24 protein-coding genes, 2 tRNA genes and 1 pseudogene are annotated in these 22,898 nt (G+C 71.8%); 14 read left to right on the top strand and 13 right to left on the bottom strand.

Features of this window, described 5'->3' with window-relative positions; translation table 11 throughout:
- On the bottom strand, nt 1-1,560 hold a 1,560-nt coding region (locus QZ433_RS06150), incomplete at its 3' end, for an NAD(P)/FAD-dependent oxidoreductase (protein ID WP_295780772.1).
- Between the two features lie 62 nt (nt 1,561-1,622).
- On the opposite strand from QZ433_RS06150, the gene QZ433_RS06145 reads away from it, so the two are divergent.
- The 4 genes from QZ433_RS06145 to QZ433_RS06130 all read left to right on the top strand — a co-directional run bounded on the left by QZ433_RS06145 (nt 1,623) and on the right by QZ433_RS06130 (nt 4,277).
- Nucleotides 1,623-2,426: an inositol monophosphatase family protein gene (locus QZ433_RS06145; RefSeq protein WP_295780771.1), complete on the top strand. Its 804-nt coding sequence runs from the start codon at nt 1,623-1,625 to the stop codon at nt 2,424-2,426.
- A gap of 251 nt (nt 2,427-2,677) precedes the next feature.
- Nucleotides 2,678-4,033: a peptidoglycan DD-metalloendopeptidase family protein gene (locus tag QZ433_RS06140; RefSeq protein WP_295780769.1), complete on the top strand. Its 1,356-nt coding sequence runs from the start codon at nt 2,678-2,680 to the stop codon at nt 4,031-4,033.
- A gap of 64 nt (nt 4,034-4,097) precedes the next feature.
- Nucleotides 4,098-4,169 (top strand) — tRNA-Thr (locus QZ433_RS06135).
- Nucleotides 4,170-4,203: 34 nt separating this feature from the next.
- Nucleotides 4,204-4,277: transfer RNA gene (locus QZ433_RS06130), tRNA-Met, on the top strand.
- Nucleotides 4,278-4,497: 220 nt separating this feature from the next.
- Here the strand turns inward: QZ433_RS06130 and QZ433_RS06125 are convergent.
- Nucleotides 4,498-5,880: an aminotransferase class V-fold PLP-dependent enzyme gene (locus QZ433_RS06125; protein WP_295780767.1), complete on the bottom strand. Its 1,383-nt coding sequence runs from the start codon at nt 5,878-5,880 to the stop codon at nt 4,498-4,500.
- Here QZ433_RS06125 and QZ433_RS15115 point away from each other — a divergent pair.
- Together QZ433_RS15115 and QZ433_RS06115 are read left to right on the top strand one after the other, a co-directional pair.
- Nucleotides 5,816-7,027: pseudogene (locus tag QZ433_RS15115) on the top strand (MFS transporter); the annotation flags it as partial. The gene QZ433_RS06125 and the pseudogene QZ433_RS15115 overlap by 65 nt on opposite strands.
- A 91-nt stretch (nt 7,028-7,118) precedes the next feature.
- Nucleotides 7,119-7,577, top strand: a complete 459-nt coding sequence (locus tag QZ433_RS06115; RefSeq protein WP_295780764.1) for a hypothetical protein — start codon at nt 7,119-7,121, stop codon at nt 7,575-7,577.
- Between the two features lie 3 nt (nt 7,578-7,580).
- Here QZ433_RS06115 and QZ433_RS06110 read toward each other — a convergent pair whose 3' ends face one another.
- Nucleotides 7,581-7,787, bottom strand: a complete 207-nt coding sequence (locus QZ433_RS06110; protein WP_295780763.1) for a hypothetical protein — start codon at nt 7,785-7,787, stop codon at nt 7,581-7,583.
- A 109-nt stretch (nt 7,788-7,896) separates the two neighbouring features.
- Here QZ433_RS06110 and QZ433_RS06105 point away from each other — a divergent pair, with 109 nt between their 5' ends.
- Nucleotides 7,897-8,820, top strand: coding sequence for an aldo/keto reductase (locus tag QZ433_RS06105; protein WP_295780761.1), 924 nt, complete (start codon nt 7,897-7,899; stop codon nt 8,818-8,820).
- 19 nt (nt 8,821-8,839) lie between these two features.
- Here the strand turns inward: QZ433_RS06105 and QZ433_RS06100 are convergent, their stop codons facing one another.
- From QZ433_RS06100 to QZ433_RS06085, 4 genes are all read right to left on the bottom strand, one after another.
- Nucleotides 8,840-9,223, bottom strand: a complete 384-nt coding sequence (locus QZ433_RS06100) for a peptidase inhibitor family I36 protein (protein WP_295780759.1) — start codon at nt 9,221-9,223, stop codon at nt 8,840-8,842.
- Nucleotides 9,220-10,230 carry a hypothetical protein gene (locus tag QZ433_RS06095; RefSeq protein ID WP_295780758.1) on the bottom strand — a complete coding sequence of 337 codons (1,011 nt, stop codon included), beginning with the start codon at nt 10,228-10,230 and terminating at the stop codon, nt 9,220-9,222. Before QZ433_RS06095 ends, QZ433_RS06100 begins: the two co-directional genes overlap by 4 nt.
- A complete protein-coding gene (locus QZ433_RS06090; protein WP_295780756.1) occupies nt 10,217-10,732 on the bottom strand; it encodes a sigma-70 family RNA polymerase sigma factor in 516 nt (171 codons plus the stop codon). Before QZ433_RS06090 ends, QZ433_RS06095 begins: the two co-directional genes overlap by 14 nt.
- Before the next feature lie 306 nt (nt 10,733-11,038).
- A complete protein-coding gene (locus QZ433_RS06085; RefSeq protein ID WP_295780754.1) occupies nt 11,039-11,431 on the bottom strand; it encodes a PaaI family thioesterase in 393 nt (130 codons plus the stop codon).
- A gap of 118 nt (nt 11,432-11,549) precedes the next feature.
- Between QZ433_RS06085 and QZ433_RS06080 the strand changes: the two genes are divergently transcribed.
- Nucleotides 11,550-12,875, top strand: a complete 1,326-nt coding sequence (locus tag QZ433_RS06080) for an MFS transporter (RefSeq protein ID WP_295780753.1) — start codon at nt 11,550-11,552, stop codon at nt 12,873-12,875.
- A 76-nt stretch (nt 12,876-12,951) separates the two neighbouring features.
- Here the strand turns inward: QZ433_RS06080 and QZ433_RS06075 are convergent, their stop codons facing one another.
- The 5 genes from QZ433_RS06075 to QZ433_RS06055 form a co-directional block, all read right to left on the bottom strand.
- A complete protein-coding gene (locus tag QZ433_RS06075; protein ID WP_295780751.1) occupies nt 12,952-13,581 on the bottom strand; it encodes a TetR/AcrR family transcriptional regulator in 630 nt (209 codons plus the stop codon).
- A gap of 12 nt (nt 13,582-13,593) precedes the next feature.
- Nucleotides 13,594-15,003 carry an NAD(P)/FAD-dependent oxidoreductase gene (locus QZ433_RS06070; protein ID WP_295780750.1) on the bottom strand — a complete coding sequence of 470 codons (1,410 nt, stop codon included), beginning with the start codon at nt 15,001-15,003 and terminating at the stop codon, nt 13,594-13,596.
- 76 nt (nt 15,004-15,079) lie between these two features.
- Nucleotides 15,080-15,370 carry a hypothetical protein gene (locus QZ433_RS06065; RefSeq protein ID WP_295780748.1) on the bottom strand — a complete coding sequence of 97 codons (291 nt, stop codon included), beginning with the start codon at nt 15,368-15,370 and terminating at the stop codon, nt 15,080-15,082.
- A gap of 34 nt (nt 15,371-15,404) precedes the next feature.
- A complete protein-coding gene (locus tag QZ433_RS06060) occupies nt 15,405-16,247 on the bottom strand; it encodes an NAD(P)-dependent oxidoreductase (protein ID WP_295780747.1) in 843 nt (280 codons plus the stop codon).
- Between the two features lie 131 nt (nt 16,248-16,378).
- Nucleotides 16,379-16,792: an Asp23/Gls24 family envelope stress response protein gene (locus QZ433_RS06055; RefSeq protein ID WP_295780745.1), complete on the bottom strand. Its 414-nt coding sequence runs from the start codon at nt 16,790-16,792 to the stop codon at nt 16,379-16,381.
- 121 nt (nt 16,793-16,913) lie between these two features.
- Here QZ433_RS06055 and QZ433_RS06050 point away from each other — a divergent pair, with 121 nt between their 5' ends.
- The 6 genes from QZ433_RS06050 to QZ433_RS06025 all read left to right on the top strand — a co-directional run bounded on the left by QZ433_RS06050 (nt 16,914) and on the right by QZ433_RS06025 (nt 21,582).
- A complete protein-coding gene (locus QZ433_RS06050) occupies nt 16,914-17,456 on the top strand; it encodes a sigma-70 family RNA polymerase sigma factor (RefSeq protein ID WP_295780744.1) in 543 nt (180 codons plus the stop codon).
- Nucleotides 17,457-17,458: 2 nt separating this feature from the next.
- Entirely contained in the window at nt 17,459-18,034 is a 576-nt protein-coding gene (locus QZ433_RS06045; RefSeq protein ID WP_295780774.1) for an Asp23/Gls24 family envelope stress response protein, read from the top strand.
- A complete protein-coding gene (locus QZ433_RS06040; protein ID WP_295780743.1) occupies nt 18,031-18,351 on the top strand; it encodes a hypothetical protein in 321 nt (106 codons plus the stop codon). Before QZ433_RS06045 ends, QZ433_RS06040 begins: the two co-directional genes overlap by 4 nt.
- A gap of 70 nt (nt 18,352-18,421) precedes the next feature.
- A complete protein-coding gene (locus QZ433_RS06035; RefSeq protein WP_295780741.1) occupies nt 18,422-19,270 on the top strand; it encodes an SDR family oxidoreductase in 849 nt (282 codons plus the stop codon).
- A 150-nt stretch (nt 19,271-19,420) separates the two neighbouring features.
- On the top strand, nt 19,421-20,425 hold the full coding sequence (locus QZ433_RS06030; protein WP_295780739.1) for a pyridoxal-phosphate dependent enzyme: 1,005 nt from the start codon (nt 19,421-19,423) through the stop codon (nt 20,423-20,425).
- Nucleotides 20,422-21,582 (top strand): cystathionine gamma-synthase, encoded by a 1,161-nt coding sequence (locus QZ433_RS06025; RefSeq protein ID WP_295780737.1) that lies wholly within the window; start codon nt 20,422-20,424, stop codon nt 21,580-21,582. Before QZ433_RS06030 ends, QZ433_RS06025 begins: the two co-directional genes overlap by 4 nt.
- 210 nt (nt 21,583-21,792) lie before the next feature.
- Here the strand turns inward: QZ433_RS06025 and QZ433_RS06020 are convergent, their stop codons facing one another.
- Entirely contained in the window at nt 21,793-22,428 is a 636-nt protein-coding gene (locus QZ433_RS06020) for an NAD(P)-binding domain-containing protein (protein WP_295780736.1), read from the bottom strand.
- Nucleotides 22,429-22,898 lie beyond the last annotated feature (470 nt).

Genomic DNA, 22,898 nt, shown 5'->3' with positions numbered 1-22,898 from the left:
CGCGGCGTTCTGCCCGCCGATCCCACTGACCGCGCCCCCGCGCCGCGCGCTCGACCCGCACAGCAGCACGCGGGGGTGCGAGGTCGCCACGCCCCAGCGTTCCGCGGGGGTCGTGGCCGGCGCCGAGAGCCACGGCCACGACAACGGGCCGTGGAAGATGTCGCCGCCGACCATGTTCAGCGACTCCTCGAGGTCGCGCGTGGTGCGCGCCTCGATGCAGAGCCGTCCGTCGGGGGCACGGAAGATGCAGTCCCGCAGCGGCTCGGCGATGACCGACTCGAGCGAGGCCTGGGCGGCCGCGAGCAGCTTCGCGCCCGCCGCGACGGGGTCCATGCCGGCGATCAGCCGGTGCGGTACCTGCAGGCCGAACATCGTCAGGGTCTGCGCTCCGTCCGCCACCAGGTGATCGCCCAGGATCGAGGGGTCGGTCAGCGAGTGGCAGTAGATCTCGACCGGGAGCGGCTCGGGGAGGAGGCCTCCGGATGACGCAGCGTAGGCGGCATCCACCTGGGTCATCCCCTCGTTGACGTGGAAGGTGCCCGAGAACGCCGCCTCGGGGGTCACCGACTCGTCGCGCAGGCGCGGCAGACGCGACAGCAGCATGTTGACCTTCACCTGCGCGCCCTCGGGTGTCTCGGCGCCGGTCGTCGAGCTGCCGCCCGCGGACAACAACGAGTCGAGCACGGCCCGACCGACACCGCTCAGGATGAGATCGCCGTGGAAGACCTCGGAGCGGTCGGTCATCGTGTGCACGTCGCCGTCGGGCGAGATCGACATGACCTCGACCCCCACGTAGATGTCGGCGCCGGCCTCGAGCGCGACGCGTTCGAGTTCTTTCGTGACCGCACCCATGCCGCCCACGGGGACGTCCCAGTCACCGGTCCCGCCGCCGATCACGTGGTAGAGGAAGCAGCGGTTCTGCGCGAGCGAGGGGTCGTCCGACGTCGAGAAGGTTCCGATCAGCCCATCGGTCAGGACGATCCCGCGCACCAGGTCGCTCTCGAACGATCGGCGCAGCAGGTCGCCGAGCGGGCGAGTGGTCAGCGCGTCCCACAACTCGTCGTCGCCCACCGCGGCGCGGATCTCGTCGGCCGTCGGCAGCGGCTCGGTCATGGTGGGGAACACGGCCCGCGCGAGCGGCGCGATGCGCTCGCCGAACGCGGCGAAGCGCTCGGCCTCGGCGGCGCCGGCCTCGCCCAGCGTGCGGGTGAATGAGGCGGCGGTGGCCTCGGCATCCTGCGTGTCGATCAGGATGCCGCGCGAGGGATCGGCCGGATCGGGGGTGTACGACGAATAGCGCCGCCGCTTCAGGGTGATCCGCAGGCCCAGGTCGTCGATGATCTTCTGCGGCAGCAGGCTCACCAGGTACGAGTATCGCGACAGTCGGGCGTCGACCCCGCGCCACGGACGCTCCGACACCGCGGCGCCGCCGACGGCATCCGATCTCTCGATCACCGCCACCGAGCGCCCGGCGCGGGCGAGATAGGCCGCGGAGACCAGGGCGTTGTGCCCGCCCCCCACGATGACGACGTCGTACCGGCGAGTCTCCGAAGCGGTCATGAGCCCACGCTAACGAGGGGGACGAATTCTTTGCGAGGGGTGGCGCACGTACGGTGGATGCCATGACCCTTGCCGCAGACCTGCTCGACCTCGCCGCGCGCATCGCCCAGGACGCGGGTGCGCTGGCCCACCGACGGCGCCAGGAGGGCGTGACGGTCGCCGCGACCAAGTCCGCCGCCGCCGACATCGTCACCGCCGCCGACCGCGAGGTCGAGGCCTTCATCCGCGCGGAGCTGGCGCGCGAGCGCCCGGACGACGGCTTCTACGGCGAGGAGTCCGGAGCCGAGGCCGGCACCAGCGGCATCACGTGGGTGGTCGACCCGATCGACGGCACCGTGAACTACGCCTACGGCATCCCGGCCTGGGCCGTGAGCATCGCCGCGGTCGAGGGATCGGCCGATCCGGCGACCTGGACGGCGCTGGCCGGGGCCGTGTTCAACCCCGTCACGGGCGAGCTGTTCCGCGCGTCGCGGGGTGGGGGAGCGTGGCTGGGCGACGACCGGCTGTCGGTCAGCGAGGTCGGCGAAGCCGGGGGTCTGGTCGCCACGGGGTTCGGCTACGACCCCGAGACGCACGGTCCCGCGCTCGACCAGCTCTCGCGGGTGATGCCGATCGCCCGCGACGTCCGCCGCATCGGCGCGGCGTCGCTCGATCTGGCCTCGGTCGCCGCGGGACGCGTGGACGCCTACTACGAGAAGGGCACGCACCCGTGGGACCACGCGGCCGGTGCGCTGCTGGTCGAAGAGGCGGGGGGCCGTATCGGCGGCGCGCCGGGTGGTCGCCCCGGAAACGCCATGGTGATCGCCGCGAGCCCGGCGTTCTTCGCCCGGCTCGAACCCCTCCTGGTGTACCCGCGGGTGAAATGACGGTCGTTGTCATGGCATTCTCAGACCGCTCGGGGTAGTGTCTTTACCTGTTCGTTACTTTCCGCAACCCGAACCTGCGGAAACGGCCCAGCCCCCCAGCCCGAAGCCGTCGCCCTTGCGCGACACGACACGAGAGCCCCCGCGCGTTGCCCTCAGAAGCCTCCTCGACTGAGCCCGCCGTCACCCGGCGGTCTCGTCGCCCCCTCACCGAGCCCGCTCCCGAGACCGCACCCCGGCTGACCCGAGCCGAGATGCGTCGTCGCGCCGCGAGCGAGACCCCCGTCGCCACGATCGACGCTCCCCCCGTCAAGGCGGCCGACCCGGCCCCGGTGGACGCCGACGCCGCCTCGCAGCCCGAGTTGGTCGAGAACGTCGCAGCCGCCGTCATCGAGACGGTCATCGCCGCGACGATCCAGCCGACCCTGTCCGAGGTCGAGACGCCGGCCGAAGAGCCCGTCGACTCCCTCGACGTGACCGTCGTCGCCGAGCCGCGCTCCGACGAGGTCGCCGTCATCCTGCAGAGCGCCGACAGCGACGTCGCCACCACGCCGGTGTCGCTTCCCACCTCTCCCATCACGCTCCCGGTGACGCGCCGCTCCCGCCGCCGCCCGCAGGCCGAGGTCATCCTCGACAGCAGCGAACCGTCCGCCCCCATCGAGGCTCCGGCCGCTCCCGTGCGTCCGGCGCTCGAGGCCCCGGGTGCGGCGTTCGGTCTCGGCGACACGGCCGCCGACGCCGCCACCGACGAGTTCGAGTCAGCCGCGCGCCTGTTCGCGTTCACCGGCGAGACCGCCGTCCAGGCTCCCATCGCCACCCCGGCCCAGCCCGTCGTCGACGGTCTGCCCGCGGCCCCTCGCACGCGTCGCAACGTCCGCCGCATCGCGGCCACGTCGTTCTCGTTCGGCGTCATGGGCGTCGTCGGACTGCTGACGGTCGGCATGACCATGCCGGTCAGCGCCCTCGCCTCGGCCAGCGGCACCGACAGCGTCACGGCCCCCGCCGAGACCGCCACGACCCGCCTCGCGGTCGGCGGCGACGTCGCCGCGGGCGACGGTCAGATCCAGGCGTACGTCGCACCGGCCGAGGCCACCTCGGCCGTGGTCGACCGCGCCGACGGGTACAGCGCCACCACCTACGCCAAGATGGCCGCCGACTCCGGCATCAGCAACCCCTCGAACTTCTACGTCAACGACCCGACGGCGCCCATCCAGTGGCCCTTCGCCGTCGGCGTGCCGATCACCTACGGCTTCGGCATGCGCGACGGCGGCTTCCACGAGGGCGCCGACTTCGTCCCCGGCGAGGGAGCGCCCGTTCAGGCGATCGCCGACGGGACCGTGCGCATTGCGACCGAGCAGGGCGGCGCCTTCGGTGTGACCGTGCTGATCGACCACGAGATCGACGGGCAGCTCGTCTCGAGCCGCTACGGGCACATGCAGTACGGCTCGCTGCAGGTGAAGCAGGGCGAGAAGGTCCACGTCGGACAGTTCCTCGGCCGCACCGGAAACACCGGTCGCTCGTTCGGCGCGCACACCCACGTCGAGATCCTGCAGAACGGCACGACCCCGATCGACCCCATCGCGTGGCTGCGTCAGCACGCCGGCGGGTGACCGATTGGTGCGAGAGTATCGAGTTCTGATATTCTCTTCTAGTTGCCCGGAGCGATCCGGGAACGCCCCGATAGCTCAGTGGCAGAGCACTTCCATGGTAAGGAAGGGGTCGTCAGTTCAATCCTGACTCGGGGCTCAAGGCATCCTCTCTCGAATCCCGGATGCCGTGCGGCGGGGTAGCTCAGTTGGTGAGAGCGCACGACTCATAATCGTGAGGTCGCGGGTTCAAGCCCCGCTCCCGCTACGGATGAAGCCCCGGAGATCCGGGGCTTTCGTCATTTTCGGGTGCGGCGGGCTCGGCCCGCGCCTCCGCCGAGGCGCGCCCCGCCCCGCGCCTCGCCCCGGCCCTCTGCGGTGCACACCGGCGGGGGAATTTGCAGACTGGCCGTTGCGTCGTTGCAGACGACGGCGTGTCGGCGAGTATTCCCGCCGCTGTGCACACGCCGGGGACCGCGGCGCGCGCCTCACGCCATCGTGTCGAGGATCCCCACCAGGTCGTCGAACGACGTCCGGGGATTGAGGATGGCGAAGCGCGCGTTCACCCGCCCGGCGTGGCTCGACGGGGTGACGAAGGCATGCTGTCCGTCGAGCAGTTGCGCCGACCAGCGGTCGTAGTCCGCTTTGGCCCAGCCCACGCGTTCGAACACGACCACCCCCAGCTGAGGGCGGCGGACCAGCGTGAGCTCGGGTCGGCGTTCGATCTCCTCGGCGATGCGCTCGGCGAGATCGATCGCGGCCGTGATCGCCTCGCGGTACACGGCGGCGCCGTAGGTGGCGAGAGAGAACCACAGCGGCAGGCCGCGGGCGCGCCGGGTGAGGTGAGCGGCGAAGTCCGAGGGGCTCCAGTCGCTCGTCTCGGTGAGCGTGTCGAGGTATTCGGCGTGCTGCGTGTGCGCGCGGCGCCCGAGCTCGGGATCGCGGTAGATCAGGGCGCACGCGTCGAACGGGGCGAACAGCCATTTGTGCGGGTCGACGACGAGGGAGTCGGCGTGCTCCACGCCGGCGAAACGGTGGCGCGCGCGGGGCGAGAGCATACCGGTGAGCCCGTAGGCCCCGTCGACGTGCAGCCAGACGTCGGTGCCCTCGACCGCGCGAGCGACGTCGGCGATGTCGTCGACGATGCCGAAGTTCGTCGAGCCCGCGGTGGCGACGACGGCAAAAACGCTGTCCCCGTACTCGTCGAGGGCCGCGCGTACGGCGGCGCCGCGCAGCACGCCGTCCTCGCCCACCGGCACGCCGACGACCTCGACGTCCATCACTCGGGCCGCCGAGGCGATCGAGGAGTGCGCCTCGACGCTGCAGACCACGCGCCACGCGTCGGGTCGGGGCTTCCCGGCATCCGCGAATCGATCGCGGGCGGCCTCGCGCGCGGCGACCAGGGCCGAGAGGTTGCCGAGCGTCCCGCCCTGCACGAACACGCCCCCGGCGCCCGCGGGCAGACCGAACTCGTTCGCCAGCCAGCGCAGGACCTCGTTCTCGGCGTGCACGGCGCCGGCGCCCTCGAGCCACGAGCCGCCGTAGAGGGCGCTGGCCGAGACGACCAGGTCGAACGCCGCGGCCGCCTTGGTGGGGGCGCTGGGGATGAACGACAGGTAGCGGGGGTCGTCGGTGGTGATGCACGCGGGCGCCAGCACGTGCTCGAAGACACCGAGGGCCTTGCGCGCGCCGATGCCGTTCTCATCGATCGTGCGCCCGGCCAGGCGGGTGAGCTCGGCGGCGGGCAGGGGCTTGTCGAGGGGCGTGTCCTCGGCGTTCAGCCGACCTCGGGAGTACTCGAGAACCATGTCGACGATCGTCCGCGTCTCGTCGCTGACCTCGTGCATACGGGCGGCGGGGGAGTGGGTCATCGGGACCTCCGGGAGGGGGATGCCGGTCCCGGCGGCGCGGCTTCGCGCTACGGGTCGGGGTGGGAAAGGCGCTCGACGCGCGGGGCGACGGATCGTCGGACGTAGCTTATTCGCTTCCGCCCGGGCGGGGCTCGGGCATCCGCGCGCCCGCGCCGGTCGTACTCTGGGACGACGCAACACGGGAGGAAGCGATGTCGAGATCGGGCCGTGCCGCACCCGCCGCGTCGCCGCATCCGTGACGACATCGGCCGATCCGCGCCGCTGGCGCGCCCTCGCGATCCTGTTGATGGGGCAGTTCGCCTCGCTGCTGGATCTCAGCGTCACCAACGTCGCCCTCCCCTCGATCGGTCGCGCCACGGGCGCGGATGCCAGCGAACTGCAGTGGGTGGTGACCGGCTACGTCCTGGCGTTCGGACTCGTCCCCGTCATCGGCGGGCGGCTCGGCGACGGGCGCGGGCGACGACGGATGTTCATCGTCGCGATGCTCGGGTTCGTCGTGGCCAGCGCTGCGGTGGGGCTGGCGCCGACCGCCGGAGTGCTCATCGCCGCGCGCGTCGTGCAGGGGATGTTCGGCGGCATGATCGGACCGCAGGTGTCCGGGTTCATCCAGAACGCCTTCCCGCCGGGCGAGCGGGGGCGGGCCTTCGGGCGTCTCGGGCTGACCGTGGGCGCGGGCACGGCACTCGGCCCCGTCGTCGCGGGGCTCCTGATCGCCGCGGGCGGTGAGGCCGCCGGCTGGCGTCTCGTGTTCTTCATCAACGTGCCGATCGGCCTGGCCGCCGTCGTCCTGGCACGACGCTGGGTCGCCGCCGATCCGCCGGTCGCTCGCACCGCGGGGCGGAGCCTCGACCTGTGGGGTGTCGCGCTGCTCGGGGCGGGATTGCTGTGCCTCCTGCTCCCGGTCGTCGAGACCGGGCAGAGCGGCGGTCCGCTGACCCTGCTGCTGCTGATCCCCGCTGCAGGATTCCTCGCCGCCTTCGTCCGGCACGAGGGACGGTTGACCAGAGCGGATGCCGCTCCGCTCATCGACCTGCGCCTGTTCCGCACTCGCTCGTTCGTGACGGGGGTCGTGTTCGCGGTGGTGTTCTTCTGCAGCAACACCGGCATCCCGCTCGTGCTCGCCCTGTATTACCAGGACGGTCTGGGCTTCACGGCGCTGCAGTCGGCGCTGGGCGTGACCGCCTACGCCGTGGGCACGGTCTTCGGCGCCCCCCGTCGCCGGTCGCTTCATCACGCGCGTGGGCCGACCCCTGCTGCTGGGGGCCGTGTCGGTGTTCACGCTCGTGACCGTCGTGCTGGCTCTCGTCGTCCAGGCCGCCCCCGGGGCGACCGACCCGGTCGGAGTGATCCTGCGTCTGTGCGTGCCGCTGTTCGTCCTGGGCATCGCGGGCGGGTCGATCGTGACGCCCAACCAGACGCTCACCCTCGCCGATGTCGACCCGTCCCGCGGCGGGGTCGCCGGCGGCGTCGTGCAGACCGCGCAGCGCGTGGGCGCCTCGATCGGGCAGACCGTGCTCGGCACGAGCTTCGTCGTCGTGCTCGCCGGCACCGCCCGCGCCTCGGAGCCGGGCGCCCCCGCCCCCGACCCGGCCGCCTTCGCGGCGGCCCTCACCGTGGCCCTGGGGGTGTCCGTCGCGTTCTCGGCGACGGCGGCCGTTCTGAGCGGGCTCGAGATCCGCCGCTCGCGCGCACGGTAGCGCTCAGTCCTCGTCGTCCCACCGCGTGCGCGGGCGGTCGTCGTCGTCGTCGATCCGGACCCGACCGCGCGGCGACGACCATTCGAGCTGGAACCCGCACTCGCGGCACTCGTCGGCATCCTCTCCCTCGTCCAGGAGGGGGTGCATGGTGATGCCGCATGCGGGGCAGATCGGCTGCCGGTCGTCGGTGCGGGGGTCGAGAGAGGTCATGGCGTCTCGCTTCCGGAGGTCTCGCCGAGAAGGACACCACCGACAACCTCACCCGGGGCGGCGATGTTCCCGCGGCCCGGACGCGTTTCACCCCCGCTAGCGTCGGAGCATGAGCGCTCCCGTCCCCCTCGGCCTCGGCCTGGCCGCCGTCGGCCGCCCCGCCTACATCACCACCGCACGCGACGCCGACCTCGGCGCCCCCGCCGAGCGCTCGATCGACGCGATGCGCGCCCGGGCGCACGAGCTGCTCGACGAGGCGTGGGGGCTCGGCATCCGCTACATCGACACGGCGCGGTCCTACGGGTACGCCGAGCAGTTCCTCGGGGCGTGGCTCGCGGCTCATCCCGAACGCCGCGGCGCCCTGACGATCGGCTCGAAGTGGGGCTACGCGTATGTCGGCGGGTGGCGGATGGATGCCGACGTCCACGAGCGCAAGGAGCACTCGGCCGCGATGCTCGACCGGCAGTGGCCCGAGACGCTCGACGCCCTCGGCTCGCCGCCCGATCTGTACCTCGTGCACTCCGTCACGCCCGACAGCCCGGTGCTGGCGGACAGCGCCGTGATGTCGCGCCTGCGGGCCCTGCGCGAGAGCGGGGTGAGGGTGGGCCTGTCGACGAGCGGCCCCCACCAGGGCGAGGTCCTGCGCGCGGCGCTGTCCCTCGACGACAGCCCGTTCCGCGCGGTCCAGTCGACCTGGAACCTCCGGGAGGCGACCGTCTCGGATGCGCTCGCCGAAGCGCATGCCGTCGGCTGGACGGTCGTGTTGAAGGAGGTGCTGGCCAACGGCGAGCTCGCGACGGCCGCCCCCGGCAGCGACCTCGAGCGAGCGGCATCCGGGATCCCCGCCGACGCCTTCGCGATCGGCGTGGCCCGGGCCCAGCCGTTCGCCGACGTCGTGCTCGTGGGCGCGACGACGCGCGAGCACCTGCGTGCGGGCGTCGCCGCATCGCCGATCCTGCCGACGGCCCTCGACGCGCTCGCGGCGGATCCGGTCGACTACTGGCGCGCGCGATCCGCGCGGCCGTGGCGCTGAGCGCGTCCCGCCTCGCGGCTCAGGGGACGCAGCGCACGTCGGCGACCGTGCCCGACACGTTCGCGGACGACCCCGCGATCGCCGTGGCCAGCACCGAGCCCGACGACGAGCGCGCCTGCGCGTACCCCGCGGAGCGGGCGTTCGCGATCGAGCGCACCGTGATGCCGGGGGCGTAGGTGCCGCACGTCGACCACGACACGCGTGTGCCGGACAGCCCCGAGCCGCTGAAGGCGCAGACGTTGCCCGTCGCGCAGCTGCCGACGGCGCGATCGTGCTCGTCGGGCACGTCGATGCTCATCCCGAGGTCGGGCCAGTGGGCGTGATGGGAGTCGATGACGACGCCCCCGGGGATCTCGTCCAGCGCCGCGGCGATGTCGGGGTGGAGGTGGGCTTTCTCGCTCATCGGGGAGCATCCTCTCGGTCGCGTACGTCCCACAGGGCGTACTCGGTCAGGGAGCCGGGGGGAAGATCGAGATCGGTGTTCGCGTCGACCAGGGCCGACTCGAAGCCGACGATGCGGCCGGTGTCGGCCGAGATCAGCAGCGTCACGTCCGCGTTCGACGGTGGGGTCGGGAGGCCGCCCAGGCCGATCACCTCGCGGCCGATGCGGTCGCGCGTCGTGCCGAGCGCCCGCAGGCCGGGGGCCTCGGCGACGACCTGCAGCAGGGCGGACTGCTGGGCATCGTCGAGGGTCCACTCGCCCAGCAGTGTCCGCGCGCCGATGATCGCATCACCGGCGGTCAGTTCTCCCTCGGCGCCGACCGCGGTGCGAAGCAGCTCGCGCATCGCGTCGACGGAGGGGGTCGGGGGCGTGGGCGACAGCGGTCGGAACTGGTTCTGCACGTACCGCGACTCGGCCACGACCGTGCCGGGGGTGGGTTCGCCGGCGGGGACGGTGTCTCCGTCGGCGTTCGTCGCCTCGGCGGCCGTGGTGACGATCGAACCCGAGAAGTTCTCGTTCCAGCGCAGGTCGACCCACTCGCGACGGAACACGGTGGCCTCGGCCCCGTCGGGCGACGCGCTGAAGTACCACCCCAGCGACAGGGAGCGGCGTTCGGCGACCACGCCGTCGTCGTCTCGCGCGAGCTGCGCCCGGGCGGCGTCGATCGCCTCGGTGGGGTCGGCCGGCGTGGAGGTGTAGACGAGGGGAGTGGGGGTGAGGGCGGATGCCGAGGGAGCCGGCATCCACAGCACCCCCGTGACGATCGTGAGGATGACGACGATCGCGGCGGCGGCCGACGTCCACGCCAGGACGGGACGTCGTCGCGCGGCGGCGCGCGGACGCGCCACGGGGGGCCGGCCGACGATCTCCCGCAGACGCCGCTCGGCGTCGAGGGGGATCGGTGCGTCGACGGGTGTGCGCGCGGGATCGAGGCGCCGCATCGCGCGGGCGAACTCATCGTCGTTCATCGCCCACCCCCTCGGCGGGCACCGCGGCGGCCTGCAGCAGCGGGCGCAGCTTCGCCCGTGCGCGGTTGAGTCTGGTCCACACCGCGCCCGGGTTCATCCCCATCACGATCGCGACCTCGGCGGCGGGCAGCTCCTCCCAGTAGGTCAGCCAGAGGATCTCGCGCTCGGCCTCGGGCAGGGCGCGCATCGCCTCGAGCAGGTCGCGCACCAGCGACGGCTCCGACTCGCTCGCGAGGGTGCGGACGTGGTCTTCGATGTGCGTCCACAGGGCCCCCTCGCGTTCTCGTCGCCGATACTCGTTCGCGATCAGATTGCGCGCGGTGCGGTACACCCACGGCAACCCGAACGGATCGCGCGGATCGCGCTTGCGCCACGCGATCTCGAAGCAGTCCATCGTCAGATCCGCCGCGGCCTCACGGTCCGACACCCGCCGCTCGATGAAGCGGAGGACGGCGTTGTGATGCTCGCGGAAGAAGGCCACGAAGTCCTGCTCGTCGGTCACGGGCGGGCGACTCCGCTCGATCGCAAGGGCTGTGTCGCGCGCCGCGGAAACCTTACGGCGGAGGGCGCGGAGAAAAGTTTCCGGCTCCCTGTAAGGATCGCGGCGTGGGCGACACCGCACTGATGGGGGTGGGTGTCGTCTCCGGCTTCGAGATGACACCCATACGCCCGTCGAGAGATGTTCGGGACTGACATCGACGGGCGAGGGAGTGCACCGCATGGGGGCGGTGCACTCCCTCGGATCTTCTGCATGGCATCCAGGATGCCAGAGGGCGCCGTCGCGCCCGGATCGTCGCGAGACGCGGCGTCACTCGCCATCGACGATGAGGTTCGTGATGCGCGCGGTGGCGACGAGTCGGTCCTCGTCGTCGACGACGCGCACGTCGTAGGTCGCCACGCGTCGTCCGCGGTGCGCGGCGGTGGCGACGGCGTGGATGCGTCCGGCGCGGGCTCCGCGGTGGTGGGTGATGTTCAAGTCGACGCCGACGCACACCTTGCCGAGAGTCGAGGCGTGGATCATCGCCGCCCACGATCCCACCGCCTCGGCGAGAGCCGCCGTGGCCCCGCCGTGCAGGCGACCGAGCGACTGCGTGTTGCCGTCGACGGGCATGGATGCCGACACCCGGTCGGCCGCCTGCGCGGTGACGACGATGCCGAGGCGTTCGTCGAGGGCTCCGGGGACGATCGTCCAGGGGGTCATGGCGGCTCCTTCCCCCGTCCTCTTGTCGGACGGGCGCACCTCTGACACTATTACTGAACGCTCGGTCGGTAACAGGTGCCGCCGAGTTCGATCCCGCCCACAGAACGACGGAGTTCTCATGGCCTCGCAGACAGCGGCGTCCACCCGTGCCACCACGACCGGCATCTCACGAGAGGAACGGCGCGTGCTCGCCGGGACCCTCGTGGGCACCTCGATCGAGTGGTACGACTTCTTCATCTACGCCCAGGCGGCCGGCCTCGTGCTCGCGCCGCTGTTCCTCGCCCCTCTCGCCCAGACCGACCCGGCCATCGCCCAGGTGCTGTCGTTCGCGACGATCGGCATCTCGTTCCTCTTCCGCCCCCTCGGTGCGATCGTGGCCGGTTACCTGGGCGACCGCCTCGGCCGCAAGAAGATGCTCGTGCTGACCCTCATCATGATGGGCGTGTCGACGGCCCTCATCGGCGTGCTGCCGACGTACGCCGCGATCGGCGTGGCCGCCCCCGTTCTGCTGATCCTGCTGCGCGTGCTGCAGGGCTTCTCGGCCGGCGGCGAGTGGGGCGGCGCCGCGCTGCTCTCGGTCGAGCACGCCCCCGTCCACCGTCGCGGATACTTCGGCGCCTACCCGCAGATCGGCGTCCCGGTCGGCATGATCCTCGCCACCGCGACGCTGTGGATCCTCACCTCGTCGATGTCGGCCGAGGCGTTCCTCGCCTGGGGATGGCGCGTGCCGTTCCTGTTCTCGATCGTGCTCATCGTCGTCGGCTACGTCATCCGCCGCGCGGTCGAGGAGAGCCCCGTCTTCGAAGACCTCGTGCGCCGCCGCAAGGAGTCGTCCGCGCCGCTCGGTCAGCTCTTCCGCAAGAACTGGCGTCAGGTCCTGCTCACCGCGCTGGTGTTCATCGGCAACAACGCCGCGGGCTACCTGCTCATCGCGTTCTTCGCCACCTACACGGTCACCGTCCTCGGGCTCGAGCGCCCCACCGTGCTGCTCGCCACGACCCTGGCATCCTTCGGCTGGCTCGTCTTCACCCTGTGGGGCGGTCGCCTCTCGGACACCCTCGGTCGCGTGCGCACGTTCCAGCTCGGCTACCTGCTTCTGGCGGTCTGGGCCGTGCCGATGTGGTTCCTCATCGACACGGGGAACATCATCTGGTACTTCGTCGCGCTGTTCGTCATGACCCTCGGGCTGGGGCTGTCGTACGGCCCGCAGGCCGCGCTGTACGCCGAGATGTTCCCCGCGAACGTGCGCTACTCGGGCGTCTCGATCGGCTATGCCCTCGGTGCGATCCTCGGCGGCGCGTTCGCGCCGATGATCGCCGAGGCGCTGCTGCGCTCGACCGGCGCCTCCTGGACGATCGGTGCGTACATCGCCGTCGCGGCGCTGGTGTCGCTGGTCGCGGTCTCGCTCATCAAGGAACCGAAGGGCGTCGACCTGCGGGCCTGATCGTCGGCGTCTCCGGGGGCTCCGCGCGTCGCGCGGGGCCCCTGTCGCGCCGGCTCTCGCGGCGGCGCATCCGCCGTCAGGACGTGCGCAGGCCGTCGAGGGCGATCCGCACGATGTCGGCGCCGAGCCGATCGCCGTCCACCCCACCGCCGGGCCGGTACCACTCCACGACCGAGTTGATCATTCCGAACAGCAGGCGCGCGGCGACGGCGGCGTCGACGTCGTCGCGAACGTCTCCCTCGGCCTGGGCCGCGGCGACGAGGGCCGTGACGCGGTGGTCGAACACGCGCCGGCGCTCGAGCGCGGCCTGCTCGACCGGGCTGTTGCCGCGCACGCGCAGCAGCAGCGTCACCGCGGGCAGCTGCGCGACCAGGACGTCGGTCGCGCCGGTGAGCACGAACCGCAGGCGATCGGATGCCGCGCCCGTACGCGCCGCGGGCTGATCCAGCACCGCCTCGAGACCGCCGAGGGCCGCCTCGAGTGCGACCGAGAGCAGCTCCTCCTTCGAGGAGAAGTGATGGTACAAGGCGGACTTGGTCAGGCCGAGCCGACGGGCCAGGTCCGAGACGCTCGTGGCGTCGTAGCCCTGCTCGTTGAACACCCGGACGGCCACGTCGAGGATGCCGTCGCGGTCGTACCCGGGGCGTCCCCGCCTGGCGGGGGAGCCGGCGGGCGCGGTCGTCGGAACGGGATCGGTGGCGGTCACGGTCTCAGTGTGTCACTCCAGCAGCGCGGGGGCGTCGGCGTGCAGCAGCGCTCGGGCCGCGTTGCCGATCACCGCGCTGTAGGTCGGGTACGCGAAGCGCACCCCCGCGAGCGTCGCCACATCGATGCCGGCGGCCATCGCCGTGGTGACCGACTGGATGACCTCGACGGCGTTCTCGCCGACGGCGTGGGCGCCCAGGACGAGCTCGCGTCGCCGGTCGGCGATGAGCTTGAGGAAGCCGTTCTCGCGATCGTCGATGACCGCGCGATCCAGCGCGGCGAACTGCACGGTCGCGACGACGCACGAGGGGTCGCGATCGCGCGCCTGCTCCTCGGTCAGGCCGACTCCGGCGTAGTCGGGGTCGGTGAACCCGCCGGCGGGCAGCAGGTGATGGGGCGTGCGCCGGTTGGCGCCGAGAACGGCGTTCTCGGCCGCCGCCTCGCCCTCGAACTGCGCCGCCTGCACGAGCATGTCGCGTCCGTTCGCGTCGCCGACCGCGAGGATGTGCGGCACGATCGTGCGGAAATACCGGTCGACGGGGATCGCCGAACGCTCCACCTCGACGCCCGCATTCGCCAGGCCCAGGTCCTCGACGTCGGCGGGCCAGCCGGTCGCCATGACGACGACGTCGACGTCGACCGCCCGGGCGTCCCCGTCCTCGCGCCACGTGAGGCGGATCGACCCGTCCTCCCGCCGGTCGAGACGCTCGACCGTGTCGATACCGGTGCGCACGTCCACGCCGTGGCCGGTGAGGGCCTCGGCGATCGCCCGTGAGATGGAGGCGTCGGATGCCATGAGCACCCGCGGAGCCACGTCCAGCAAGGTGACCTCGGAGCCGAAGGAACGGAACACCGTCACCAGCTGCGCCCCGGTGTTGCCCGCACCGATGACGGCGACGCGGCCCGGCAGCTCGGTCAGCGACAGGACGTCCTCGGGGACGGTGGCGAGCTCGGCGCCGGGGATCGGCAGGCGACGGGAGTGACCGCCCACGCACACGAGGATCGACTCCGCGCGCACGCGCCGGCCGCTGTCGAGGACGAGCGTGTGGTCGTCGGCGAAGCGCGCGCGGCCCTCGTGCACGAGATCGACGCCGGCCTCGGCGAAGCGCTCCGCCTCGCGCTTGATGGAGCGCACGGCATCCACCCGCTCGTGCACGCGCGCGACGACGGCCGTCCAGTCCACGCGCGGTTCGTCCACGACGATGCCGTAGTCGTCGGCCGAACGGGTCTCGCGCATCAGGCGGGCGGCCTTGGCGAGCACACGCGTCGGCACGCAGCCGGTGTTCACGCACGTGCCGCCCACGCGCCCGGCCTCGAGGACAACCACCGACGCACCGAGTTCGGCGGCGCGCAGCGCCGCGGCGGTCCCGGCCGGGCCCGCGCCGATCACGACGATGTCATAGGTGTCGGCGTCGTGGCTCACGGTGGTCCTCCCGGCGGGTCGAGGACCCCAGTCAAACCGGGGTGGCTCGGCGCGCAGCGGGGCTTGCGCGCGCGGGTCAGAACCGTTCGTACAGATCGGTCGCGGTCAGACCCGTGCCGCCGATCGCGTGCACGCCGGGCGCCGGGTGCAGCGCGAAGGTCTCGCCGTCGAAGAGCAGCACGGCGGTGTAGTCGCCGCGGGTGTCGAGCTTGACCTCGAAGCGTCCCGTGTCGATCAGCCGCAGGGTGACCACCGCGCCGCTGCGGGCGAGGTAGCTGACCTCTTTCTCGTGCGCGGTGGGCAGCGGGATCACGGGCTCGTCGTCGTGCGATGCCGGAGGGGGCGTGGTGGGGTTCTCGGCATCCATCCGCCGAGTCTGTCACGCCCCCGCCGGGCCGGGGTCACCGCTCGTCGCGCCAGGTGTGCTGCGGGTCGTAGCCGAGCAGGCGTCGCGCCTTGTCGATCGACAGCAGAGTCGTGTTCTCGCCCAGGTCGCCGTGCACGGGGGTGTCGGGGAACACCTCGGCCACCAGCTCGGCGTTGGGGCGCGTCATCACGGTGTCGGCCGCGGCGATGATGAACGTGTCGAAGCCGGCCGGAGCGGTCTGCAGCGCGCGCTCGATCGCCTGGGCGCCGTCGCGGGCGTCGATGTAGCCCCACAGGTTCCACTTGCGGGTGCGGGCGTCGGCGTCGAAGGGGAACTCGGCGTAGTCCTCGGGCACCATGACGTTCGAGAACCGCAGCGCGGTGATCGACAGATCGGGGTGCCAGCGCACCAGCTCGGTCGCCAGACGCTCCTCGAGCGTCTTGACGAGCGAGTACACCGACTCGGGACGCGGTGCGTACTCCTCGTCGACCGGGATGTAGGGCGGCGGCACGTCGAACGGCAGCCCCAGCACGGTCTCGCTGGACGCGTAGACGATGCGGCGGATGCCGAGCCGCACCGCCGCCCAGAACACGTTGAACGTGCTCGTCATGTTGTTGTGGAAGGTGGCGATGTCGGAACGGATGCCGGGGGCCGGGATCGCACCCAGGTGCACGACCGCGTCAAATCCCTCGTGCTGGTCGTTCACGCCCGCGAGGGCGTCGATCACCTGTCCATAGTCGGTGAGCTCGACCTGGACGAAGCCGGGACCGCGCTCGCCGCGGACGTCGAGGCCGATCACGTCGTGGCCCGCGGCGCGCAGCTCGCGCGCGACGACGGTGCCGAGTTTGCCGGACGAACCGGTCAGAGCGATGCGCATGTGTCTCCTGGGGGTGAGGGGGAGGATGTCGCCGAGGCTAGCGGGCGGCTCCGACATCGTTCGACGCATTGACGCCGGGCCGGAGAAGACGAAGGCCCGCGAGCCGGAGCTCGCGGGCCGGGGACGTCACGTCAGTGGACGCGCGCCTCCTCCTGCTCGTCGTCGTCGTCACCCGGGATGAAGACGTCGACCACGGTCACGTTGACCTCGACGACCTTCATGCCGACGATCTCGGTGATCGCCTTCTCGACGGCCGAGCGGACGTTCGAGGCGACCCGCTGGATGCGCTCGGGGTAGTCGACCTGGATGGCGATGTCGGCGGCGACCTCGGTCTCGCCGACCTCGACGCTCACGCCCTGGGCGTAGTCCTTGGCGCCCACTGCCTGGCGGATGTTGCCGATGACGCGGGCCGCGCCGCCACCGAGGGCGTGCACGCCGGGGACCTCGGCCGCGGCGATGCCGGCGACCTTGGCGACGACGGGGTCGACGATGACGGTCTTGCCGCCGTTGCTGCGGGCGTCGCTGGAGGGGGTGTTCTGTGCCATGAGGAGCGTCCTTTCGTCAAGATCCCGGACCGAAGTCGTACCGGGGTGTTTCGCTAAGGGGACGGGTCGGATGCGCGAAACGTCACGGCCCGTTTCTGAAAGATTGCCGACAGGAACCGCGATGCCCTCTTTGTCTTCCGCCACCGACGCGTTCCTCGCGTCGCGCGCGGCCGACGGCGACCAACTCGCGTTCGGCGTCCTCGTGCGCCGCCACGCCCCCTTCCTGGTCGCCTTCGCGACGCGCCTCACCGGATCACGGGCGGACGCCGACGACTGCGTGCAGGAGGCGCTCATCACGGCGTGGCGCCGCCTGCCGGATCTGACCGATCCCGAGAAGGTGCGAAGCTGGTTGACGACGATCGTCTCGCGCAAGGTCACCGATCGGATGCGATCGCGGAAGATCTCGGATCAGATCGACGAAGAGATGGTCTCCGCGAAGGACGACCCCGAGCGGGCGGCCGTGGCGTCGTCGCAGATGGACGCGCTCAAGAAGGTGCTCGCCGATCTGCCCGAGGAGTTGCGCGTGGTGTGGGTGCTGCGCGAGGTCGGCGGTCACAGCTACGACGAGATCGCCGTCGAGGTGGGTGAATCGGCGGCGACCGTGCGCGGTCGTCTCGCCCGTGCCCGAAAGACCGTGTTGGAACGCATGCAGGAGTGGAGGTGACCATGATGAGCGAGAACGGCGACGACATCGGAGGCTCCGGCTACTCCCTCGAAGACCTCTCGGCCTACCTCGACCGCGGACGCACCCCCCGCATCCCCGCGATCGAGCGCAACGCCGAGTGCCAGGCCATCCTGGCGTCCATGGATCGGATGGGGCGCCTCTCCCGCGAGATCGTCGAGGAGCAGGCGGCCGAACCCCTGGCCGAGTCCTGGTACGACGACATCATGCGCGAGGTCATGCGCGAGTTCCGCGCGGGGCGCGACATCCCCCTCGCGCGCGCCGCGGACGGCACCGAACTGGTGGTGACCGAGGGAGCGCTCTACGAGCTGATCCGGACCGTGGGCGACGGCATCGACGGCCTGTTCGTCGGGCGCGTACGCGTCGACCAGGCCGAGCCCGAGGCGCCGCTCGACGTCCGCGTGACGGTGAGCGTGCGTTTCGGCCGCCCGATGGCCGCCGTCGTCGAGCAGATGCGCGACGGCATCCGTTCCGCGATCGAACAGCACGGCGATCTGAGGGTGGGCCGGGTCGACGTGACGGTCGGCGACGTCCACCTCGACGAGGGGGAGGACCGATGACCACCATCACCGCAGCCGAGTTGGCGCCGCGCATCGATCTGGCCGTCACCGCGGTCGAGGGCGTGCGCGAGGTGTACTCCGCGCGTCCGGTCGTGGCGCGGGCCTTCGAGCACGTGACCGACGCCGACGGCTCTCTCACGGCGGTCGACGAGGCCGCCGGAGCCCGGGCGATCACCGTGTGCATCGGCGTCTCGCGAGAGGACGACGCGGCGACCGTGGCGGCCGCCGTCGCCGCGGCGGCGCGGGGTGCCGGCGACGACGAGACGCCCGTGAGCGTCCGGGTGCGGGTGTCGCGGTTGGTCGTCCCGGCTTCCTAGCCGGTTCCCGGCCAACGGTGGCGGCCACGTCCTACGCTGGAAGGACCGCCCACTCGTTTCCGGAGGCCGCATGTCCCAGCCGCCCGTCGTCGCCGTCACCGGCTCCACCGGAGCCGTCGGAGGTCGTGTCGCTCGCGATCTCGCCGCCCGCGGCATCCCGCAGCGACTGCTGGTGCGCGACGCCTTGCGTGCTCCCCGTCTGGACGGAGCCGAGGTGCACGTCGCCCGGTATTCCGACGGGGATGCCGCCCGCGCGGCCCTGCGGGGCGTCGACACCCTGCTGATGGTCTCGGCGTCCGAGACCGCCGACCGCGTCGAGCACCACCGGACGTTCGTCGAGGCCGCCGCAGCCGCCGGCGTGCGCTCGATCGTCTACACGTCGTTCCTGGCGGCGGCGCCCGACGCGGTCTTCACCCTGGGGCGCGATCACGCCGCGACCGAGCAGATCATCCGCTCGTCGGGCATGTCGTGGACGTTCCTTCGCGACAACTTCTACATGGACATGATGGAGCTCTTCGCGGGAGACGACGGCGTCATCCGCGGACCGGCCGGCGAGGGCCGCTGCTCGCTCGTCTCTCGCGCCGATGTCGCCGCCACCGCGGTCGCGGTGCTGCGGGATCCCTCCGTGCACGCCGACACCGCCTACGACCTGACCGGTCCCGAGGCGCTCAGCATGGCCGAGGTCGCCGAGAAGATCTCGGCCGTACGCGGGCATCCGGTGCGCTTCCACGACGAGACGGTCGACGAGGCGTACGCCTCGCGCGCCGCGTTCGGGGCGCCGCGGTGGCAGGTGGACGCGTGGGTCAGCACGTACACCGCGATCGCGAGCGGCGACCTCGCGGGGGTCTCGAACGACGTCGAGCGCGTGACCGGTCGTCCGGCGCAGAGCTTCGAGGAGTTCCTCGGCGCGGTCGCGTGACCGGCCGAGCTGGTGCGGCGGCCGGGTCGCTCGGGTATGCTGGCCGCGTGCTGACCTGTCGCTGTTGTCGCTGAACGCCGCCGCGTTCTCTTTCGACGACCCCGTCAGCCGCGCCCGCACAGGGCGCATCAACCCCCTTTGGATCCCATCGTGCGCTACGCCCAGAGCGTCGCCGACCTCGTCGGCAACACCCCCCTCGTCCGCCTCACCCGCGTCACCGACGGCACCGCCGCCACGGTCCTCGCCAAGATCGAGTACTTCAACCCCGGGGGGTCGGCCAAGGACCGCATCGCCGCGAACATCGTCGACGCTGCGGAGCGCGACGGACTGCTGCAGCCCGGCGGCGTCATCGTCGAGCCGACCAGCGGCAACACCGGTGTCGGTCTGGCCCTCGTGGCCCAGCAGCGCGGCTATCGCTGCGTGTTCGTCGTGCCCGACAAGGTCGCCGAAGACAAGCGAGCGGTGCTGCGCGCCTACGGCGCCGAGGTCGTGGTCACGCCCACGAACGTCGAGCCCGACGACCCGAACTCCTACTACAGCGTCTCGGATCGTCTCGTGCGCGAGATCCCGGGCGCCTTCAAGCCCAACCAGTACGCCAACCCCAATGGACCGCGCAGCCACTACGAGAGCACCGGCCCCGAGATCTGGCGCGACACCGACGGCGAGCTGACGCACTTCGTCGCGGGGGTCGGGACGGGCGGGACGATCACAGGCACCGGTCGCTACCTGCGCGAGGTCGCGGGATCGTCGGTGCGGATCATCGGGGTCGACCCCGAGGGATCGATCTACTCGGGCGACGACATCCACGGCTACGACGTCGAGGGCGTCGGCGAGGACTTCTGGCCCCCGGCGTTCGACCCCACCCTGGTCGACGCCTACGAGCGCGTCTCCGACGCCGAGTCGTTCGCGATGACCCGGCGCCTCGCCCGCGAGGAGGGGCTGCTCGTGGGCGGCTCGAGCGGAATGGCGGTCGTCGGCGCCCTGCGCGTGGCGAGCGATCTCCCGGCCGACGCGGTCGTGGTCGTCGTCCTTCCCGACCACGGGCGCGGCTACCTGAGCAAGATCTTCGACGACGAGTGGATGACCGCGCGCGGCTACGATGTCGCGCCCGTGGCATCCCTCCTTCCTTCCCCCACCGAGGAGCACTCCGCATGAGCACCCACGACGCCGCCCGCGGCTTCGACAGCCTCGCCGTCCACGCGGGACAGGCGCCCGACGAGACCACCGGCGCGGTGATCCCGCCCATCCACGTCTCGACGACCTACGCGCAGGACGGCATCGGCGGCCTCCGCGGCGGCTACGAGTACGGCCGGAGCGGCAACCCCACGCGCACCGCGCTCGAGACCCAGATCGCCGCCCTCGAGGGCGGGGCGCGCGCGCTCTCGTTCGCGTCGGGGCTCGCGGGAGAAGACGCGCTGCTGCGCGCGGCACTCGTCCCCGGCGATGAGGTGCTGCTCGGCAACGACGTCTACGGCGGCACGTATCGCCTGCTCGCGCGGGTGCTGGGCCCGTGGGGCGTGAAGCTGCGCGTGGTCGACATGAGCGACCTGGATGCCGTGGCATCCGCCCTCGCTGAGCGCGCGCCGAAGATGGTCTGGGTCGAGACGCCCAGCAACCCGATGCTCCGCATCACCGACATCGCGGGACTGGCGCGCCTCGGCCACGACGCGGGTGCGCTGGTGGTCGTGGACAACACCTTCGCCTCGCCCGCGCTGCAGCGTCCGCTCTCGCTCGGCGCCGACGTCGTCGTGCACTCGGCGACGAAGTACCTCGGCGGACACAGCGATGTCGTCGGAGGCGCTCTCGCGTTCGCGGACGCCGACCTGGCCGAGAAGGTGCAGTTCCTGCAGTTCGCCGCCGGGGCGGTGTCGGGTCCGTTCGATGCCTACCTGACCACGCGCGGCATCAAGACCCTCGCGGTGCGTATGCAGCGCCACAGCTCGAACGCGCAGGCGGTGGCCGAGCACCTGCTGGCGCACGACCGCGTCGCGAAGGTGTACTACCCCGGACTCCCCTCGCACCCGGGCCACGAGCTGGCGGCGCGGCAGATGAGCGGCTTCGGCGGCATCGTCTCGCTCGAGCTCGCGGACGGCGCCGCGGCCCGCCGCTTCGCCGAATCGACTCGGCTGTTCACGCTCGCGGAGTCGCTCGGCGGTGTGGAGTCCCTGGTGAACTACCCGGATGCCATGACCCACGCCTCGGTCCGCGGAACCGAACTCGCCGTCCCCGAGACGATCGTGCGCCTGTCGGTGGGTATCGAGTCGGTCGAGGACCTCGTCGCGGACGTCGACCAGGCGCTCGCCGCGCTCTGACGCGGGGGCCGGCGCTGGGGCGGCAGCCCCCGGGGTGCGGACGCCGAGACGCAGGCGCCGCCGCCGGGTGGGTGGGCACCCATAAACGCGATTCGTGCCGAGAAACGCGGCAGCGCGGCGTTTCTCGGCACGAATGCCGTTTATCGAGGTGGTCTCGGCGCGAGGCGCCGGGCAGGACGAGTCCGGTGCCCGGCGCGAGGCGCCCGGCGGTCAGCGCTCGGCGCGGGCCAGGTTCTGCGTCAGCTCGTCGGCGTTCTGGCGCACGACGTAGGCGGGCTGGTCGCGCTCCACGCGCCAGCTCTCGCTGAGCGAACCGACGTTGACGGTGTCGAAACCGAACTCGTCGTAGATGCGCGTGACGAGGGCGACCGCCTCGTCGGAGTCGCCCGCGGTGGCGAGGGCGCGACGGTCGTCGCTGCCGGCGGGGCTGCCGTCGGTGAGGATGTCGGCGGCCGGGATGTGGTTGAACGCCTTCACGACCACTGATTCCGGGAGGCGCTTCTGCAGCATCTCGGAGGTCGTGGTCTTCTTCTCGTCGAGCTCGGCGATGCGGCCGTCGCGCTCGAAGTAGTAGTTGTTCGTGTCGAGCACGGTCTTGCCGGCGAGTTCAGCGGCGGGAAGGTCGTCGATCGCCTTGAGCGGTACGGTCACGACGACGATGTCGCCGGCCTCGGCCGCCTCGCGCGCGGTCGCGGCTCGGGCCTTGTCGCCGACCTCGGCGACCAGGTCGCTCAGGGTCTCGGGCCCGCGCGAGTTCGCGATCACGACGTCGTAGCCGTTCTGCGCGAAGCCCTTCGCGAGGGCCGAACCGATGTTTCCTGCTCCGATGATTCCTACGGTTGTCATGAGCGACCGGAACAGCCGGGGCGGAGAAGCTATTCCCGGGAGCGCTACCAAGAGTTCATCGGTCTAAATAGTTAGCAGGTCTAGTTATCAGTGTCAACCGGTCCTGGGCGGGGCGGCGGGGTGCATATCGTTTCTTCTGTCGCACCCTCACTCGAGTGGTCGCAGTCCGGTGTTCGGGTCACCGTCCTGCTTGACCTGTGAGGGCGACGGCCCCCGGTGGACGCGGCTTCGGACCACCGGGGGCCGCTTTCTTTTCCGGACGGGGGATCGGGTGAGCGCGGTGCGTCGCCCCGCCGGTGGGAGACTGGACGTCGTGCCTTCCGAGACCCGCCCCGCCGTGACCGGCCGCCCGACCCGCTCCGCTCGTCTGTATCTGGTGTGCATCGCGGTCGGCCTGCTGGCCGGGCTCATGTCCGGGCTCTTCGGGGTCGGCGGCGGCACCGTCATCGTGCCCCTGCTCGTGCTGCTGC

Origin of the sequence: uncultured Microbacterium sp. (genome assembly GCF_913776565.1) — a bacterium.
Taxonomy (GTDB): Bacteria; Actinomycetota; Actinomycetes; order Actinomycetales; family Microbacteriaceae; genus Microbacterium.
The sequence above is the reverse complement of the archived record's forward strand: the minus strand, read 5'-3'. Positions and strand labels throughout refer to the sequence as shown.

Excerpts from the sequence above, each read along its gene's own strand:
- QZ433_RS06105 (WP_295780761.1), top strand. The coding sequence starts at position 7,897 with ATGAGCGCTCCCGTCCCCCTCGGCCTCGGCCTGGCCGCCGTCGGCCGC.
- QZ433_RS06020 (WP_295780736.1), bottom strand. The coding sequence starts at position 22,428 with ATGACAACCGTAGGAATCATCGGAGCAGGAAACATCGGTTCGGCCCTC.
- QZ433_RS06035 (WP_295780741.1), top strand. The coding sequence starts at position 18,422 with ATGTCCCAGCCGCCCGTCGTCGCCGTCACCGGCTCCACCGGAGCCGTC.
- QZ433_RS06080 (WP_295780753.1), top strand. The coding sequence starts at position 11,550 with ATGGCCTCGCAGACAGCGGCGTCCACCCGTGCCACCACGACCGGCATC.
- QZ433_RS06145 (WP_295780771.1), top strand. The coding sequence starts at position 1,623 with ATGACCCTTGCCGCAGACCTGCTCGACCTCGCCGCGCGCATCGCCCAG.
- QZ433_RS06125 (WP_295780767.1), bottom strand. The coding sequence starts at position 5,880 with ATGACCCACTCCCCCGCCGCCCGTATGCACGAGGTCAGCGACGAGACG.
- QZ433_RS06095 (WP_295780758.1), bottom strand. The coding sequence starts at position 10,230 with ATGAACGACGATGAGTTCGCCCGCGCGATGCGGCGCCTCGATCCCGCG.
- QZ433_RS06110 (WP_295780763.1), bottom strand. The coding sequence starts at position 7,787 with ATGACCTCTCTCGACCCCCGCACCGACGACCGGCAGCCGATCTGCCCC.
- QZ433_RS06140 (WP_295780769.1), top strand. The coding sequence starts at position 2,678 with ATGCGTCGTCGCGCCGCGAGCGAGACCCCCGTCGCCACGATCGACGCT.
- QZ433_RS06055 (WP_295780745.1), bottom strand. The coding sequence starts at position 16,792 with ATGGCACAGAACACCCCCTCCAGCGACGCCCGCAGCAACGGCGGCAAG.
- QZ433_RS06025 (WP_295780737.1), top strand. The coding sequence starts at position 20,422 with ATGAGCACCCACGACGCCGCCCGCGGCTTCGACAGCCTCGCCGTCCAC.
- QZ433_RS06040 (WP_295780743.1), top strand. The coding sequence starts at position 18,031 with ATGACCACCATCACCGCAGCCGAGTTGGCGCCGCGCATCGATCTGGCC.
- QZ433_RS06050 (WP_295780744.1), top strand. The coding sequence starts at position 16,914 with ATGCCCTCTTTGTCTTCCGCCACCGACGCGTTCCTCGCGTCGCGCGCG.
- QZ433_RS06085 (WP_295780754.1), bottom strand. The coding sequence starts at position 11,431 with ATGACCCCCTGGACGATCGTCCCCGGAGCCCTCGACGAACGCCTCGGC.
- QZ433_RS06065 (WP_295780748.1), bottom strand. The coding sequence starts at position 15,370 with ATGGATGCCGAGAACCCCACCACGCCCCCTCCGGCATCGCACGACGAC.
- QZ433_RS06045 (WP_295780774.1), top strand. The coding sequence starts at position 17,459 with ATGATGAGCGAGAACGGCGACGACATCGGAGGCTCCGGCTACTCCCTC.
- QZ433_RS06100 (WP_295780759.1), bottom strand. The coding sequence starts at position 9,223 with ATGAGCGAGAAAGCCCACCTCCACCCCGACATCGCCGCGGCGCTGGAC.
- QZ433_RS06060 (WP_295780747.1), bottom strand. The coding sequence starts at position 16,247 with ATGCGCATCGCTCTGACCGGTTCGTCCGGCAAACTCGGCACCGTCGTC.